Raw genomic sequence first — 16058 nt, 5'->3', positions numbered from 1 at the left:
AGAATGGCACCAAAAGACAAAAGTCCGGGAGGTTTCGACTTTCCCGGCTTCAACGAGGGCATAAGAGTTCAGGCTTCCCTCGAAAAGCCGCATCATCTGGGTCACCGAGATCGGTTACGACTGCGCTTTAAGACAGCACCGGATGCACTCGCCGATTACGAATTGCTTGAGCTTCTGTTGTTCAGAGTGGTTCAGCGAGCGGATACAAAGCCCCTTGCTAAGTCACTGTTAAGCCGCTTTGGGACCGTTGCGGAAGTGTTGGGCGCGCCTGAAAAACTTTTAGCGGAAACGCCCGGCATTGGTCCCTCCATAGCGCTTGAACTAAAAATCGTCGAAGCAATCTCCAAGCGCTCCGCACGCAGCACAGTGATGGAGCGCGAAGTGCTGGGCTCATGGAGCCAAGTTATCCAATATTGCACCACAGCAATGGCCTATGAGACGCGAGAACAATTCCGCATACTTTTCCTTGATAAAAAAAATCGCCTCATCGCAGACGAGGTGCAGCAACAAGGAACAGTCGACCACACGCCGGTGTATCCTCGAGAGGTTATGCGGCGTGCTTTGGAGCTTTCAGCGACAGCAATTATTCTTGTCCACAATCATCCATCCGGTGATCCAGCACCGTCTCGCGCAGATATTGAAATGACTAAAGTGCTGATCGATGCTGCCAAGGCTTTGAGCATATCCGTTCACGACCATATCATCGTGGGAAAGCATGGACATGCCAGTATGCGCGGCCTGAAACTCATCTGAAACGCGTGAGTAGCGCATTCATCCTTCATTAAGCATACCATCCGAAACAAAGGGCTTTCCCCTCGATTTAGCTCGAATTTTCTTAAATTTAGACACAATCACGAGCGAGGACATAATCAGATTGAAGACAACCGGAATCGGCCCTTCAGAATAGATCACGCATATTTTCCGCCAGCGTTTTAGGTGGGAAAACTGGAGTAAAAAATGTTGAAGCGTTCCTACATCGCCGCGGCGTTCGGTGCCGCACTCGTTGCCTTTGCTGGCCCATCCATCGCCGCTGATATGATGGACAACAACGATTACACCTATAACGAACCTGTTGCAGCCGGTCCACACGACTGGTCAGGCAACTATGTTGGTGCACAGATTGGTGCTTCTTCGTCGAAAGTTCCCGGCCCGTTCACCAACCGTACTGGCTTTCTTGGCGGCGCGGTCGTAGGCAAGAACATGCAGAGCGGCAATATCGTTTTCGGTGGTGAGCTGGAAGGTAATTTTGCCGAAGCCGAACATCGCATTGGCCGCGGCGGCAGCCTCCAGCAATCGTGGAATGCAAATGCCAAGGGTAAAGTGGGCTATGCTTTCGACAAGACCCTCGTTTACGGCACGGCCGGTTACGGCGTAACCAAGTTTAAGGCCAAGGATGCAACCACATCCGGCCCAGGCTGGGAAGGTGGCGCACTGATCGGCGCTGGCGTTGAACAGGCAATTTCTGGCCCAATTTCCGTGAAGGCAGAATATGACTTCCAACGCTTCGGTGACGTAAAATCCAAGGTGAACGGCGTTAGCCAGACCAACAACCTCAAGAACCATTCTATTAAGGCAGGCGTGAACTATCGCTTCTAAAATCTGCCAATAAACTCCTCATAAAGGGCCGCATCATATGCGGCCCTTTGTTTTTTATCTAAAGAGTAAATTCAAAATAGTGCAAAAAATAAGGGCCATAAGGCCCTTATCTGGTTAATCATCCGATCCACGACGGGCATTATCCCCGTCCTTACCACGTCGCCAATAGGCAACAATCAGTTGCTTGTCTTTAGGCACATTGCGCTCTTTGCGCATATAGCTGCGGATGGCGCGGAACGCATTGAACTCACATCCAGCCCAGACATAGATGCTCTCTTCGTTTTCAGGCAACTCGACTGCCTGAACAGCATCCTGCAAAAGCGTGGTCGTACCGGCTTCTTCGCCATTACGATGTAGCCATTGCAGATCAACATCGGCTTTGGACTGAATAAGTTGCTCTTCTGCAGCACTGTCGATCTCTACACGAACAACAGCTTTCGCTCCCTCAGGAAGACGCTCCAAAATACGACCGATCGCTGGCAATGCCGTTTCGTCACCAGCCAGCAAATACCACTTTGCATCTTGCGCCGCATCGCCGCCGCCGGGACCGGTCATTCCGACAATATCGCCGGGTTTCACGCTCATAGCCCAGCCAGAACCCGGCGCATCGCAATCATCGCCATGGACAACCATATCGATGTCCACCCAACCGGCATCTGCATCCAATTGGCGAATAGTGTAAACGCGCGCAACAATCTGCGCTTCGCCTTCAGGCCAGACAGGACGACCATCTTCGCCCATGACCGGCCATTGCGGCTGAGCCAAGGCTTTCTGAGGGAAAAGCAGACGGATGTGCAGACCATGTTGCGAAAAACGTTTGAGATCGTTGCCCTGCAAACGCACGCGGCGCATATGGGGCGTGACATCAGAAACAGATAAAACCTTCATCTCGCGGAAGTAAGGCAGCAATTCTCCAGCTGCACCATCACCAATCCAGCGTATTTTCGGTGCCGTTTCGTCTTTGTCCAAAAACTCTAATATGTGCGAAGCAATTGACAGCTTCATATAGGCAAGGCCGGTGTCGTCGTCGCTACGGACATCAACATCGACCGCTTCGTCATTCCAGCGCACATCTGCCTGACCGAAGCTGAGCACCAGCTTTGCACTACCTTCGTTCCGCTCCACATCACCATGCTCATCAAAATGATCCAGCAGCTGATTAACGATACGATCAGGGTGGTCGAGTGCAATACGGGCGTTAGCGTTCAGGCTCAATTCGGACATGCCTGTCTCCTCATCAGAAATAACGATCAAGCCTTAACCGAACATAATATGACTATTCAAGTCATCATTTTGTTTTGGCGCCGCAATAAATTGTGACGGGCAGTGCCTGACGCCATGCATCGAATGAACCAAGTGTGCCCGCCTGAGCTACCTGCAAGCGTGTCAACTCACCGCCATATTGCTGTTGCCAGTTAAACAGCTGCATTTCGCTTTGCAATGTGACGGCATTTGCAACGAGACGCCCCCCGGGCTTTAGCGCTTTCCAGCAAGCGTCGATCACGCCGGCATCCGTAACACCACCACCAATGAAAATTGCATCCGGTGCTTCAAGGCCACTCAACGCTTCAGGCGCTTCGCCTTTCACAAGCCGCAAGCCCGGCACGCCCAGCGTTCGCGCGTTACGCTCAATGATAGCTTGCCGTGTTTCATCAGCCTCAATAGCGATAGTCCGGCAGGATGCATGAACTCGCATCCATTCGATGCCAATTGAACCGCAACCTGCACCCACATCCCATAAAAGCTCATTTGGCAAAGGCTGCAAACGCGACAGTGTCACTGCGCGTATATCGCGTTTTGTCAGCTGCCCGTCATTCTCAAAAGCATGATCCGGCAATCCGCTGACAGGCGAAAAAACAACCGCATCTGGCGCCGCGATGCATTCAATTGCCAAAACATTGAGATCGGCACAGTTTTCATGTGACCAATCCCGCGCAGTAGCGCTGATAATCTTTTCCTTTGGTCCCCCGAGGTGTTCAAGCACCGTCAGGCGGCTTTCACCAAAGCCTTTGGCCCTGAGTAAGGCTGCAGCTTTCGCAGGCGTCGTGCCATCATTGCTCAATACGAGGATTTTCTCGCCCGGCAGGATACGCGGTGCCAACAATTCAAACGGACGACCATGCACGCTGACCGCGCGTACTTCTTGCAGAGGCCACGCCATACGGCTTGCGGCCAGCGACAATGACGATGGAAACGGGATGATCTGCATATCCTGTGTCGAGAAATGGCGGCTCAGCGATGCGCCCATACCAAAGAACATCGGATCGCCGCTTGCCAGCACCACAACATTCCTACCGCGGTGGGCTTCAATCATTGGAAATGCATTATCGAACGGTGACGGCCACGAAATCTGCTCAGCTTTGATGCAATGATCAAGAAAGGCCAGATGCCGCTTGCCGCCGAAAATCACATCAGCACGGTCAAGCGCGTCGCGGGCGATCTTTCCAAGACCCGCTAGCCCATCCTCACCAATACCGATAACCGTCAGCCAGCAGCTCATAAGCATTGCTCCTTTTCTTCGTTCGTATGGCGGTGCAGTAGCAAGTGCAAGCGCGAAGGCGTATAAGGCCAATATGTTGAGCCAGCAAAATAGCCAGACCATTGCTATCAGACCCGACCGGCGTAATGCCTGTCCGGGGCTTTCGCGCATGGTGATGAGCAAGGATGGCGCAATCGCCCGCATCAAGCTCCGGCTCGGAAGGCTCAGCGTGGCACAGGCTCAGGCCATCGCAGATATCGCCGAACGATTTGAAATCGGCGCAATTGAATTGTCGATTCGCTCCAATATTCAGCTTCGCGGCATTCATCCCGACGTCTGGCCGGATGTTATCGATGCCCTTCATGAGTCAGGGCTTGTCGCGCAAAATGCGGCGGCTGATGATGTTCGCAATGTCATGGTTAGCCCAACAGCTGGTATCGATAATGGACAAGTCACAGATGTGACTGGCCTCGCCACTAAGATGCTTTCCGTTTTGCATGACGACGAAACTTATCACGCACTGTCGCCCAAATTCTCACTCCAGATTGATGGTGGCGAAGATTGCGCTATGGTTTCACATCCCGGCGATATCTGGCTCTCAGCAATTGAAGGTGGCAAGGCCTATGCGTTTGGATTGGCTTCCTCGCCTGACAGACAGGCGCTTGGTACAGTTTCAAACAAAAACGCCCTGCCTTTTATCGAAGCTCTGCTACAACATTTCCTTGGGTCAAGCCAAAAAGGCATTGCGCGCATGAAGCACCTCTTCGAGGTGATGCCGGTCGCAGAGTTTCTCCAAACACTTCCATTCACATTTGATGCAGCAGCAAGTTGGCAGCGCAAAGCACCCATCGCTCATACGCATCTTGGCTTACACAGCCAGCTTGACGGCAACTTTTATGTCGGTGCCATGCCGTTACTTGGTCGCCTGACACCGCAGCAAATGCGTGAACTTGCTGGACTTGCACAAAGCGAACTGCGCCTCACCCCATGGCAGGGCATTCTGATCCCGCATGTTGCGGAAACAGAAAGCAAGAGCACCATCAACGCGCTTCATGCCTTGAGCCTCTCCACCGAGCCCGCCTCACCTGCCGCTCGCCTTCGTGCCTGTTCAGGTTCCAAAGGCTGCGCATCAGCGCTTGCAGACACACAGACAGACAGTGAAAAGCTTGCCCGTAAGCTACAAAGCGACACCAAGCAGATTCACATCACCGGCTGCGCGAAATCCTGCGCTGCACTTTCTCCCTTGCCACACACGCTTCTGGCCCGCTCACCAATGCATTACGACCTGTTTTTGCAAGACAAAGCTGGACCAGCACGCTTCGGGCGGCTATTGGCGTCAAACATCACCATTGATGAGGCAGCAAAGCTGCTCAACAAATAGCAAAAGCGGACGCCATGACAGATTACATCCGCGATGGGCAGGCCATTTATGACCGCTCCTTCGCCATCATCCGCGCTGAGGCCGATCTGAGCCGCATACCTGCGGATCTCGAAAAGCTCGCGGTGCGCGTGGCTCACGCATCTGGCATGGTCGATATCGTTGAAGACATCGTCTTCTCAGAAGGCGCAGGACAGGCCGGACGTGATGCTTTGCTCAAAGGTGCACCAATCCTCTGCGATGCACGCATGGTTGCAGAAGGCATCACCCGTTTGCGACTGCCAGCCAATAATGATGTTATCTGCACACTGAACGATCCATCGGTTCCGGAGTTGGCGAAAAAGATCGGCAACACACGCTCTGCCGCAGCGCTTGACCTCTGGCTTCCCAACCTCGAAGGCAGCGTCGTTGCTATCGGCAACGCGCCAACCGCTCTCTTCCGCCTGTTTGAAATGTTGGACAATGGTGCGCCCAAACCTGCGCTTATCATCGGTATGCCGGTCGGTTTTGTCGGTGCTGCCGAATCCAAGGACGAGCTGGCCGAAAACAGTCGTGGTGTACCTTTTGTGATCGTGCGCGGACGTCGTGGTGGCAGCGCTATGACCGCAGCTGCTGTCAATGCACTTGCTTCGGAGCGCGAATAATGGCCCTCAAAGGCAAGCTTTATGGTCTGGGTGTCGGCCCCGGCGATCCCGAACTCATCACACTTAAAGCGCTTCGACTGCTCAAATCCGCTCCTGTGGTCGCTTATCACGCAGCCAAGGGCAAAAAGGGCAACGCACTGACAATCGTCGAAACCTATCTGTCTTCAGAACAGACTTTGGTTCCGCTTATCTATCCGGTAACAACGGAAAAACTGCCCGATCACATGGATTATGAGCAGATCGTCAGCGATTTCTATGCCGAGATCACCGCGACGATTGCAAGTCATCTTGATGCAGGCCGCGACGTGGCCGTGATCGCGGAAGGTGATCCGTTCTTCTATGGTTCGTTCATGTATATCCATGACCGACTGGCCGAAAAATATGAAACGGAAGTCGTGCCTGGCGTTTGCTCTGTTCTGGGCGCCGCTGCCGTGCTCGGCGCGCCCTTGGTCTACCGCAACCAGACCCTGTCGATCCTTTCAGGCGTCATGAGTGCGGGAGAACTCAAAACACGCCTAGCAGGTACTGAGGCCGCAGCCATCATGAAACTCGGCAAAAATCTCGACAAGGTGCGTGATGTGCTGAACGAGTTAGGGCTGATGGATCGTGCCCTCTATATCGAGCGTGCGACCATGCAGAACCAGCGTATTGCCCCATTGGCCGAGGTCAGTGGTAGCGATTGTCCATATTTCTCGATCATTCTAGTTCCAGGCAGCAAATGGAATGGCGCATGAAGCCTGCAATTCTGATCTTGAGCGAAGCTGCAATTTCCACGGCGCGGAAAGTGCAATCAGCACTTGGAAATGCGGAAGTACTCGGACTGGAAAACCGAGTTCACAGCGCCGACAAAAGCTTTGCTCATTTTGGCAATATAATCCGCGCACTTTATGAAGAGGGCCGACCTGTGATCGCCTTGTGCGCTTCAGGCATCATCATCCGCGCCCTTGCACCCCTTCTGCAAAACAAGCGCATCGAACCGCCCGTTCTGGCCGTTGCAGATGATGGCAGCGCGGTTGTGCCATTGCTTGGCGGTCTGTCGGGTGTCAATGACATGGCGCGAACAATCGCTCATGCATTGGAAGTAGCGCCCGCGATCACCACGACTGGCGAGTTGCGCTTTGGCATTAACCTGCTTCATCCTCCGGCGGAACTGACACTCGCCAATCCGGACAACGCCAAGACCTTCATGTCCAACCTTCTTGCAGGTCAAACACTACAAATTAGAGGCAATTCTCGCTGGCTCTCGGCATCAAAGCTACCGCTTTCCGACGATGGGCAACTCACAATCAGCATCACGCCCGAAAACCGCGCAGCAAAACCAAATGAGCTGATCTATCATCCGCGAACAATTGCCATCGCTATCGAAAAGCCAACCGAAGACCTTGCAGGTCTGATCGGACAAGCCTTTGACGATACAGGCCTATCGATAGACTCGCTTGCTTTGCTTCTGGCTCGCGAGACACATTGCGCTTCACCGCATATCCATGAGGCTGCAAAAGCACTGAAAGCGCCCTTGCGTTTTGTTGCAGGCGATGCCGATCTTGCAGCCGCCTCGGTCGAAAACCCTGTTCAACACGTGGCGACTGAAAACCTGACGCTGGCTGTTGCAGCAGCACCTGCCGATGTTCTTTTTATCGGTCGCAAGCGCGGCAAGCTCACGGTTATTGGGCTTGGCCCGGGTTCCCGTGATCTGATGACGCCAGCCGTGCAGCGTGATCTGGAACAGGCCGAAGACATACTCGGCTATGAAACCTATGTCCGCATGGCAGGCCCCTTCCGCGACGATCAGATCATTCACATGACCGACAATCGCGAAGAAATGCAGCGCGCACGCCATGCATTTGAACTTGCTGCTTCAGGCCGTGACGTCGTGATGGTGTCATCCGGTGATCCGGGCGTCTTTGCCATGGCAGCAGCCGTGGTCGAAGCTCTGCATGAATCATCTGATACGTCGTGGCACGGCGTTGAACTCGTTATCCAGCCCGGCATTTCGGCGGCGATGGCAGCGGCGTCGCGCATCGGCGCACCGCTTGGGCACGATTTCTGCATCATCTCGCTATCAGACAATCTGAAGCCATGGGATGTAATCGAGAAGCGTCTGGCACTGGCAGCGCAAGCCGATCTTGCCATGGCATTCTACAATCCAATCTCCAAAGCACGTCCGCATCAACTTAGTCGAGCTTTAGAAATCCTCCGGCAGTATCGTGATGCTGAAACGCCCGTCGTGCTTGGTCGCGATATTGGCAGGCCTGCCGAAACAACTCGCGTTGTTTCGCTCGGACAACTTACACCTGATGATGTAGACATGCGCACTGTGGTGATTGTCGGCTCATCGCACACTACGCGTTTTCCGCGAGCAGAAGGCGGGGAGTGGGTTTATACGCCGCGCTGGTATGGCGAAAAGCCCAGTAAATAAAAAACAAAAAGGCAGGGAAATCCCTGCCTTTTTCGTATGTTACGAAGTGTTATTGAATCACTTCTTCTTGGACTTTTTCGGTGCTGGAGCTGCCGAAGCGGTTTGAGCCGCCGCGGCTTCGGCAGCAACCTGATCTGCGCTCTTAGGCGATGTATCGATAACTGAACGAACCGAACCACCTGCAGAAAGCTGGCAAACAGCGGTGCGCAGATCAACCTTCAGATCAACATCGGTTCCGCCACCAGCACCCGGACGCGAATTAACCGCCGTAATTGCACGCTCTGGCAAAAAATACTTGTTGGCAGCAGCCGTGATGCAAGGCTGAGCAAGCGATGAATCGACCGAATAGGTCGGAACAAAGCGAGGAAATGAAACGCTGGAAGCTGCAACAGGCGCTTCCGACTTGCCGGGAACCGTCGCATTTTGCGTGGTTGTCGTACAAGCGGCAGCCAATGGAGCCAGCATAGCAATAACAAACAAACGGGCTCCGTTGCGGGTGCGTCCGGACATGATCAACCTCTTACGATCTGCTGATTAGGTAAAATTTTAACTGAGATAACTATTCGCTTTTGGCGGATTGTCGAGTGGCAGGAAGGCCACAATGCCGGTTTTTCGTTGAGCATCCCCAACGATGTCATCATTGTTTCGTGAATATCCAGTTCAACATCTCACGCCAGTCGCTCATTCTGATGGGCGTTCCATGGTTGCCGCTTTCAAAGCGACGAAACTGAACAGGGTAGCCAGCCGAACGCTTGCGGATTTCCCGATAAAAGCCTTCTTGCTTATCGATTGCGAAAACTGGATCGCGACTGCCGTGGCCAAAGAACACAGGCACGCGCTTCTGAAAAGCCGGAGATTTGAAGAAACCTTCATCCCACAATGACCCCATCAGGATCAAACCCGCAAGCTGATTGCCAGCTTTTTCATTGGAAGCGATGCGCCAGCAAAGTGCCCCACCCTGCGACCCGCAAGCAAGGACAAGCGGTGCGGATGGCGACGTTGCCTTTGCAGCCTCTATGAGCCCGGCAATCTGCTCTTCGCCCGTTGCAGCAAAATCTTTGAAATCCGGCGTCAGATAAAGCCCGCCATTCAGTGCAGCCAGATTTTTGACGCGGTTAAAGTTACCGCCGAAGGTAAAATCATTCACGCCCTGCAAACGATTGCCACCGCGTCCGTGCAGATAAATAACGATGAAAGAAGCATCTTTCTGCTTGCCCACAGCTATAGCCTTAACAGGGCCTGACGCTGTCTGAAAGACCACATCTTTCTGATAAGCACGCGCTTTTAGCGAAACATACGCATCCTTGGCGCGCTTCTCAGGTACGGCATCACGGCCATTAATGTCGCGCATTTCATTGTAATCAATGACTTTGTAATCGCCATTATCGGCGCTGCTAAGCAAGCCTGGATAGGCAAAATAATCATCTTTGAAAGGAGGAAGCGGCCCTTGAGCGAAAGCGGATGTAGCCGTTAACAGCAACAAGCTTGCAATTAATCCACCGCGTCGGATCATTTTCCCTCCTCCAAACACGTTCAGAGTTCCAGCTTATGATAGCGACGATTGAGATAAATCAGCGCTTCTTCATCAGCATTTGAAAGCAACCCGACCACTTCGCCGAACAGCACATGATGGGTTGAATGTTCCTGGACACTGGTTACCCGGCAGTCAAAAACCGCAAGTGCGTTTTTTAATGTCGGAGCGCCCGTTGCAAGCACATCCCACTCTGCGAGCTCAAAACGCTCTTCTTGCGTCATCCCCAGCCGACCGGAAAACGCATCCGCCAGCTGCTCGTGGGTGCCTGCGAGCGTATTGACTGCGAAAACACCATTTTCAATGAAAAGATGATTTTCCGGATGCGATTTCTGCAAGCAGACCAGCACAGTCGGCGGATTATCCGAGACCGAACAAGATGCGGTCAGTGTAAGACCACGACGGCCAGCTGAACCAGCAGTCGTGACAAGCTGAACTGCGCCTGCATAATGACTCATCGCATCACGATAAGTCTTTGGCTCAACAGAAACAGCATCGGGGGAAGCATTATTTTGCATTTGCACGTGAGCAACTATCCGTATTGACTGTCAGGTTCACGCAGATGTCTCTCCGTTTACCTGTATCTGCTTATGGGCATTGCACAAAGGCGAGGAAACCGCTACCCACTTTTCGTTGAATTTGTCATGAAATGTTTGAAGAAGACCGCCTCTGTGATCACGCCAAAGCAGCTTCCTGAAAAATATACAGCGGTTTTCCGCAACGGACTGTATGGGCGCAAGCATCTAAAGCTGCTGCTGATCGCGCTTTCGGCTTTCACAACACTTGGCGCAAGCGCCAAAGCACAGGACAATCCAACCGATATACGTATCGGCTTTGCTGCCCCCTTAAGCGGAAACTTCGCAGCACTAGGCAGTCAGCTTCGGGATGGCGCGAATGTGGCTGCTACAGCGGTAAATGCACGGCTTATCATCGCAGATGATCGCTGTGATGCAGAAGGTGGCAAGCAGGCTGCCGAAAGTTTTGTTCAGGAAAAAGTGCAGATTGCTGCCGGTTTTTTGTGCTCCGAAGCGCTTGAAGCAGCACTTCCTCTGCTCGCCCAAAACAATATTCCTATCATCACCTCTGGCGTGAGCGAACCCACACTGACCGAAAAACGCGCATCACCAACAATGGCTGTTTTTCGTCTGACAACGTCGCTCGACAAGGAAACGCGGGCGACAGGTAGTTTCCTCGGCAGTCTGTGGCGAGCACAGCCCTTTGCTATTATCGATGACGGCACCATTGAAGGTCGCGAGCGTGCGGCGCATGTGTTGAACAGTCTCAGAGACCAGCAATTGCAGCCAGTTTTCACCGATACCTACCGGCCCGGGCTAGAAAACCAGAATGCGCTTGTTTCTCGTTTGCGCCGCGCCGGTGCAACCCATGTTTATGTCGGCGGCGAACGTGATGATATTGCCGCCATTGGTGCGAGTGCTCAGGCACTTAAATATCCGCTGACTATCGCGGGCGGCAGCGTTCTGAACGCGGCTCCCGGCCCACAAAAGCTAAGCGATGGAACACTCATGGTTGCTCCACTAAAGGCACAGGATGTTTCAACGGCCAAACCTGCAACAGACGCGATCAGCAAGGCGGGCATCTTACCGGAAGCCTATGCGGTCATGGGCTTTGCTACAGTTGAACTCGCAGCTAAGGCAATCAAACAAGCGCAGGAACAGCAGCAGTCAGTCATCGATATCGTGCGAAGCAATTCCTTTGAAACGGCGATCGGCACACTGAAATTTGACGGTAATGGCAACCGGACCGACAACCCGAACCGTCTGCAACGCTATGATGGCAAGAGTTTCACACCAGCCGACTAATAAGACCAATCAGACTCGCCGCAATAACCAGCCCTGTCATCACGCTCATCATTGACCAGAACAGCGAAAGTGCAGCGTCGATATCAGTTGCATCAGCCTCGCGCTTGCCTTCACCATAAAACATCGGCGCTTCGACTTTCTCAGCCCCATACTGACGCGGCCCAGCAAGTGCTAATTTGAGCGCGCCTGCAAAGGCTGCTTCCGGCCAACCAGCATTTGGCGAACGATGCAGCGGCGCATCGCGCCACATCACCTTAAGTGTTCTTTTCCCGGCTTTTTTGTCGACCGTGAATGCAGCAGCAATTGCTGTGAGTAATCCGGTCAATCGAGCCGGGATATAGTTTGCGACATCATCAAGACGAGCTGCGAAGCGTCCAAAATGACGATAGCGATCATTGAGATGACCGATCATTGAGTCGGCAGTGTTGATGAGCTTATAGGCAAAAAGCCCCGGCAATCCGCCTACCAAAAACCAAAAAGCGGGCGCTATGATGCCATCCGAAGCATTCTCGGAAAGGCTTTCAATCGCCGCACGGCTAACCCCACCTTCATCCAATTGTTCAGGATTACGCCCGACGATCATCGAAACCGCTTTGCGTCCGCCTTCAATGCCGTCTTCACGCAATCCAGTGGCCACCGCCCGCACATGATCGGCTAGACTTTTCTGCGCGAGAAACACCGCAACGATGACAATCTCGACCAGCGCACCCGCCGTACCAAGATAAGGCAGCAAATAGTCTAGCGCCAACCCTACCACAACACAGGAAATCACCAGTCCGATGATCAGCCACATACCATTGCTGCGCAGTGCATTGACGGAAAGGCTATGATCATTGAGACGCTTTTCACCCCAGCTGATTGCCTTGCCAAACAGAACCACCGGATGCGGAATTTTCTGCCAAAGCTGCGGCGGGTCACCTACCACACGATCCAGAACAAGCGCTAAAGCAAGAATAATCAGCTTTATTTCCATGGACTTGATGCGCTTTCCTGAATCACTTTTTTAAGCGGAGAATATCCCGCAATGCCTGTTCCAATCGCATAAGGCTCGCTTGATCAGGCGCCAGTCCGATGCGCAGCCAGCTTGGTGCATAGGCAAACTTTCGGACAAGAATATGCCGTTCACAAAGCGCATCGTAAATTGCATGAGCATTTTCGTGTTCAACCAGCGAAAACAGAGCCGTGCCGCCGATTTCAGTGAGCTGACACTTTGCAAGCGTCGCGGTAAGTTCTGCCCGTCTTGTATCGATACGACTATGAAATGCCTCAAGCTCAACGCCACTTTTGAAAGCATGAAGCGCAATGGCAAGCGTTGGCCCCGCCACCGCCCATGGACCGAGTCTGTCTGCAACGCGATTCACAAGCGCATCATTTGCAAGCAGAAACCCAAGCCGAACACCTGCAAGGCCAAAGAACTTGCCAAAGGATTTCAGCACGATCAGCGGCGCATTCGCAGCATGCCTTGCAATGCTCACCTCTGGATGCGGATCGGCAAATGCCTCATCCACAACCAGAAAACCACCACGTTCGCCCAACTTTCGTGCAAGCCCCAGCAAATCAGGTCGCGCAACAATCCGGCCATCCGGGTTATTCGGGTTGACGATTGTAACCACCAGCGCATCCTCTGGGATGTCGTCGAGCGTCGCACATTCGATCACATTCCAGTTCGCTGCTTCAAAAGCTGCCGCATGTTCCTGATAGGTCGGGCCCAAAATGGCGACCGTCGCAGGCCCAAGCAATGTTGGTATAAGTTGAATGAGTGCCTGCGTTCCCGGGCTGGCAACGATTGGCGCATTCTGACCCGCTTCGTAATAGGAACGTGCGGCAGTCAATACCTGCTGCAACAGCCCCTCATCCGGCAGACGGTTCCACAGGGGCGCAGGCAATTCGGGCAGTGGAAAATGTTCGGGATTGATACCCGTTGAAAGATCAAGCCAGTCTTCAGCCTTGCCGCCAAAACGGGCAATGGCCTTATCCAGCGCTCCGCCATGCTCAATAGTCATGTTCAGGCACTCTCTCCGGAAAAATCAATTACGTGCATGAAGGAACCGGCAACTGAACCAACGCGCAGACCCGCCTCTCCCAGTTCCTCGCCCAACGCATCGCGAACACGGAAAAGCCGTTCGGCATCCCCTTCACGCACAATGCTCGCATAATGAAACTCATGCGCAGAAAGCGACAAAGGCCATGGTGAACCCGACAAAGGTTCCAGTTTGCGATAGCCAAGGTGCATTTTGCGTTTGGCAAAGCTTGTTTCAAGCGGAAGCAGCCCAAGCATAGGATGCTTCACGCAAGACGAATCTTCCAGCGTCTCACCCAGCACCATATAGCCGCCACACTCGCCGTAAATGCGCGCACCACGATCCGCAGCGCGCCTCATGCCCTGCTGGAAATGCTTCGCTTGGCTCAGTTTTCCGGCATAAAGTTCGGGATAGCCACCCGGCAGATAAATGGCGTCAGCGCTTTCATCGGGCGCTGCATCAGCAAGCGGTGAAAAGAATGAAATCTCGGCACCACGCCTGCGCCAGCCTGCAAGCAGATGCGCATATGCAAAGGCGAAGGCATCGTCTCGCGCTACTGCAATGCAGCTTCCAGGCGGCGTAAGGCGAGGAACATTCGCCATCGCCTCATGATGCTTTGGCCGCGACCAGATATGCTCTAATGCGCGTAAATCAATATGCGCATCGACCACATCTGCAGCGTGTTCAAGGAAACGCTCCAGATCGGCATGTTCCGCTGCTTGAACAAGCCCAAGATGCCTGGAGGGTAGAACCAGCGCTTCATCGCGCGGAATTGCGCCCAACACTGTCATGCCAAGCGGCTTGATCGCTTCGCGCAGCATGGCTTCATGTCTGCCGCTACCAACCCGATTGAGAATAACACCAGCAATCAGCACATCTTTGCGAAACTGGCTGAAACCTGAAATGAGTGCCGCAATAGAATGCGATTGGCGCGCGCAATCGACCACCAGCACCAGTGGCAGATCAAGCATTCTAGCCAAGTCTGCCGACGAACCCTTTCCATCGAGCGCCCCGTCAAAAAGCCCCATCATGCCTTCGACAACCAGCAGCTTGTTGCCTTCAGTCATACGGGAAGAAATGGCACTGATAAGCTCTGGCCGCATGCCCCATGGATCAAGATTGAAGCAATCTGCACCGCTCGCAGCCTTATGATAGGCAGGATCGATATAATCAGGACCAGCTTTTGCCGGTGCAAGTGCCTCGCCACGCCGTTTTAGAGCGCGCAGCAGCCCAAGCGTCAAAGTCGTCTTTCCCGAACCGGAAGCAGGTGCGGCAATCATGAAACCATTCATGCGCTCTTGTCCTTGTTGAGATGAAGCGGATCACTTGTCAGCTTACGTCCCTGAGACGCACCAAGCCAATCAAGCCCGGAGCGCAGCTTCACGACCTCGCCTACAACCACTATTGCCGGTGGCTTGAGGCCCGATGCTTCGACATCGGCAACCGCGCGTGACAGCGAGGTCTCCAGAACCACCTGTTCAGGCAAGCTGGCATTACAGACAAATGCGACCGGCTCATCCGGTGAGCGTCCTGCCGCCATCAGGCGCTCTGTGATGAGATCAATATGCTTCATCGCCATATACATCACTATAACCGGAGAGACCTGCGCAATGCCTTCCCAATTAATACGGTCCGGCATCAGCCCCTTTGCATCATGACCTGTGAGGAACGTGACTGATTGGTTGATATCGCGATGCGTGGCTGCAATTCCAGCATAAGCAAGGCCACCAATACCTGCTGTAATCCCTGGCACGATGCGAAACGGCACGCCATGTTCAACCAACGTCAGCGCTTCCTCAGCTCCGCGCCCAAAGACAAACGGATCGCCGCCTTTAAGGCGCAGAACCTTTTTGCCCTGCTTTGCAAGTTCCACCAGACGCAACGAAATATCGCGCTGTTTTGGCGACGGCTTGCCACCCCGCTTACCGGCATATTCCAAAACCGCTGTGGCATTTCTCAGAGAAAGGCAGGATTCATCAACCAGAGCATCATAGACAATCACATCGGCTTGACCTAAGGCATTGGCCGCATGAAGCGTCAGCAACCCCGGATCGCCGGGACCAGCGCCCACCAACCAGACATGCCCCGGCTCTATCGCAGGCAAAGCTATCCTGTCAGCGCCAGATGAGGTAATGTTCGGTTGAATATTTTCAGTCATTTTACAATGTGTCAC

Annotated in this window: 16 protein-coding genes; 7 read left to right on the top strand and 9 right to left on the bottom strand. The window is 53.4% G+C overall.

All coding sequences use genetic code 11. From position 1 onward, the window contains the following. The first annotated feature begins 3 nt into the window (after window positions 1-3). Together radC and WH356_RS19510 are read left to right on the top strand one after the other, a co-directional pair. Window positions 4-753: a RadC family protein gene (gene radC / locus WH356_RS19515; protein ID WP_339513787.1), complete on the top strand. Its 750-nt coding sequence runs from the start codon at window positions 4-6 to the stop codon at window positions 751-753. A 204-nt stretch (window positions 754-957) separates the two neighbouring features. Then, the gene (locus WH356_RS19510; protein WP_339513785.1) at window positions 958-1596 is read left to right on the top strand and encodes an outer membrane protein; all 639 of its coding nucleotides are present in this window, start codon (window positions 958-960) and stop codon (window positions 1594-1596) included. A 114-nt stretch (window positions 1597-1710) separates the two neighbouring features. Here the strand turns inward: WH356_RS19510 and WH356_RS19505 are convergent, their stop codons facing one another. Beyond that, entirely contained in the window at window positions 1711-2820 is a 1110-nt protein-coding gene (locus tag WH356_RS19505; protein WP_339513783.1) for a siderophore-interacting protein, read from the bottom strand. Between the two features lie 64 nt (window positions 2821-2884). After that, on the bottom strand, window positions 2885-4096 hold the full coding sequence (cbiE, locus tag WH356_RS19500) for a precorrin-6y C5,15-methyltransferase (decarboxylating) subunit CbiE (protein WP_339513781.1): 1212 nt from the start codon (window positions 4094-4096) through the stop codon (window positions 2885-2887). Window positions 4097-4169: 73 nt separating this feature from the next. Here cbiE and cobG point away from each other — a divergent pair, with 73 nt between their 5' ends. The 4 genes from cobG to cobJ are packed head-to-tail and all read left to right on the top strand — an operon-like array spanning window position 4170 to window position 8513. Beyond that, complete coding sequence (cobG, locus tag WH356_RS19495; protein ID WP_339513779.1) at window positions 4170-5456, top strand: precorrin-3B synthase; 1287 nt, start codon at window positions 4170-4172, stop codon at window positions 5454-5456. Window positions 5457-5470: 14 nt separating this feature from the next. Next, window positions 5471-6097, top strand: coding sequence for a precorrin-8X methylmutase (locus tag WH356_RS19490; RefSeq protein WP_339513777.1), 627 nt, complete (start codon window positions 5471-5473; stop codon window positions 6095-6097). Next, complete coding sequence (locus WH356_RS19485; protein WP_339513775.1) at window positions 6097-6831, top strand: precorrin-2 C(20)-methyltransferase; 735 nt, start codon at window positions 6097-6099, stop codon at window positions 6829-6831. Before WH356_RS19490 ends, WH356_RS19485 begins: the two co-directional genes overlap by 1 nt. Then, on the top strand, window positions 6828-8513 hold the full coding sequence (cobJ, locus tag WH356_RS19480) for a precorrin-3B C(17)-methyltransferase (protein WP_339513773.1): 1686 nt from the start codon (window positions 6828-6830) through the stop codon (window positions 8511-8513). Before WH356_RS19485 ends, cobJ begins: the two co-directional genes overlap by 4 nt. A 57-nt stretch (window positions 8514-8570) precedes the next feature. Here cobJ and WH356_RS19475 read toward each other — a convergent pair whose 3' ends face one another. The 3 genes from WH356_RS19475 to WH356_RS19465 form a co-directional block, all read right to left on the bottom strand. After that, entirely contained in the window at window positions 8571-9023 is a 453-nt protein-coding gene (locus WH356_RS19475; RefSeq protein ID WP_339513771.1) for a hypothetical protein, read from the bottom strand. Between the two features lie 127 nt (window positions 9024-9150). Beyond that, window positions 9151-10026 (bottom strand): alpha/beta hydrolase, encoded by an 876-nt coding sequence (locus tag WH356_RS19470; protein ID WP_339513769.1) that lies wholly within the window; start codon window positions 10024-10026, stop codon window positions 9151-9153. A gap of 20 nt (window positions 10027-10046) precedes the next feature. Further along, entirely contained in the window at window positions 10047-10562 is a 516-nt protein-coding gene (locus tag WH356_RS19465) for a flavin reductase (protein WP_339513842.1), read from the bottom strand. A 234-nt stretch (window positions 10563-10796) separates the two neighbouring features. Here WH356_RS19465 and WH356_RS19460 point away from each other — a divergent pair, with 234 nt between their 5' ends. Next, complete coding sequence (locus WH356_RS19460) at window positions 10797-11864, top strand: branched-chain amino acid ABC transporter substrate-binding protein (RefSeq protein ID WP_421565865.1); 1068 nt, start codon at window positions 10797-10799, stop codon at window positions 11862-11864. Here WH356_RS19460 and cbiB read toward each other — a convergent pair. Genes cbiB through cobA form a run of 4 tightly spaced genes read right to left on the bottom strand, consistent with a single transcriptional unit; the run spans window position 11848 to window position 16043 of the window. After that, a complete protein-coding gene (gene cbiB / locus WH356_RS19455) occupies window positions 11848-12837 on the bottom strand; it encodes an adenosylcobinamide-phosphate synthase CbiB (protein ID WP_339513765.1) in 990 nt (329 codons plus the stop codon). The genes WH356_RS19460 and cbiB overlap by 17 nt on opposite strands. 22 nt (window positions 12838-12859) lie before the next feature. Next, complete coding sequence (cobD, locus tag WH356_RS19450) at window positions 12860-13873, bottom strand: threonine-phosphate decarboxylase CobD (RefSeq protein WP_339513840.1); 1014 nt, start codon at window positions 13871-13873, stop codon at window positions 12860-12862. After that, complete coding sequence (locus WH356_RS19445; protein ID WP_339513763.1) at window positions 13870-15177, bottom strand: cobyrinate a,c-diamide synthase; 1308 nt, start codon at window positions 15175-15177, stop codon at window positions 13870-13872. Before WH356_RS19445 ends, cobD begins: the two co-directional genes overlap by 4 nt. Continuing rightward, window positions 15174-16043 carry a uroporphyrinogen-III C-methyltransferase gene (gene cobA, locus WH356_RS19440; RefSeq protein WP_339513761.1) on the bottom strand — a complete coding sequence of 290 codons (870 nt, stop codon included), beginning with the start codon at window positions 16041-16043 and terminating at the stop codon, window positions 15174-15176. Before cobA ends, WH356_RS19445 begins: the two co-directional genes overlap by 4 nt. Between the last annotated feature and the right edge of the window lie 15 nt (window positions 16044-16058).

It is taken from the genome of Ochrobactrum sp. MYb379, assembly GCF_037479515.1.
GTDB lineage: Bacteria > Pseudomonadota > Alphaproteobacteria > Rhizobiales > Rhizobiaceae > Brucella.
Note: the sequence above shows the minus strand (reverse complement) of the source record. Positions and strands in the feature narration are given on the sequence as shown.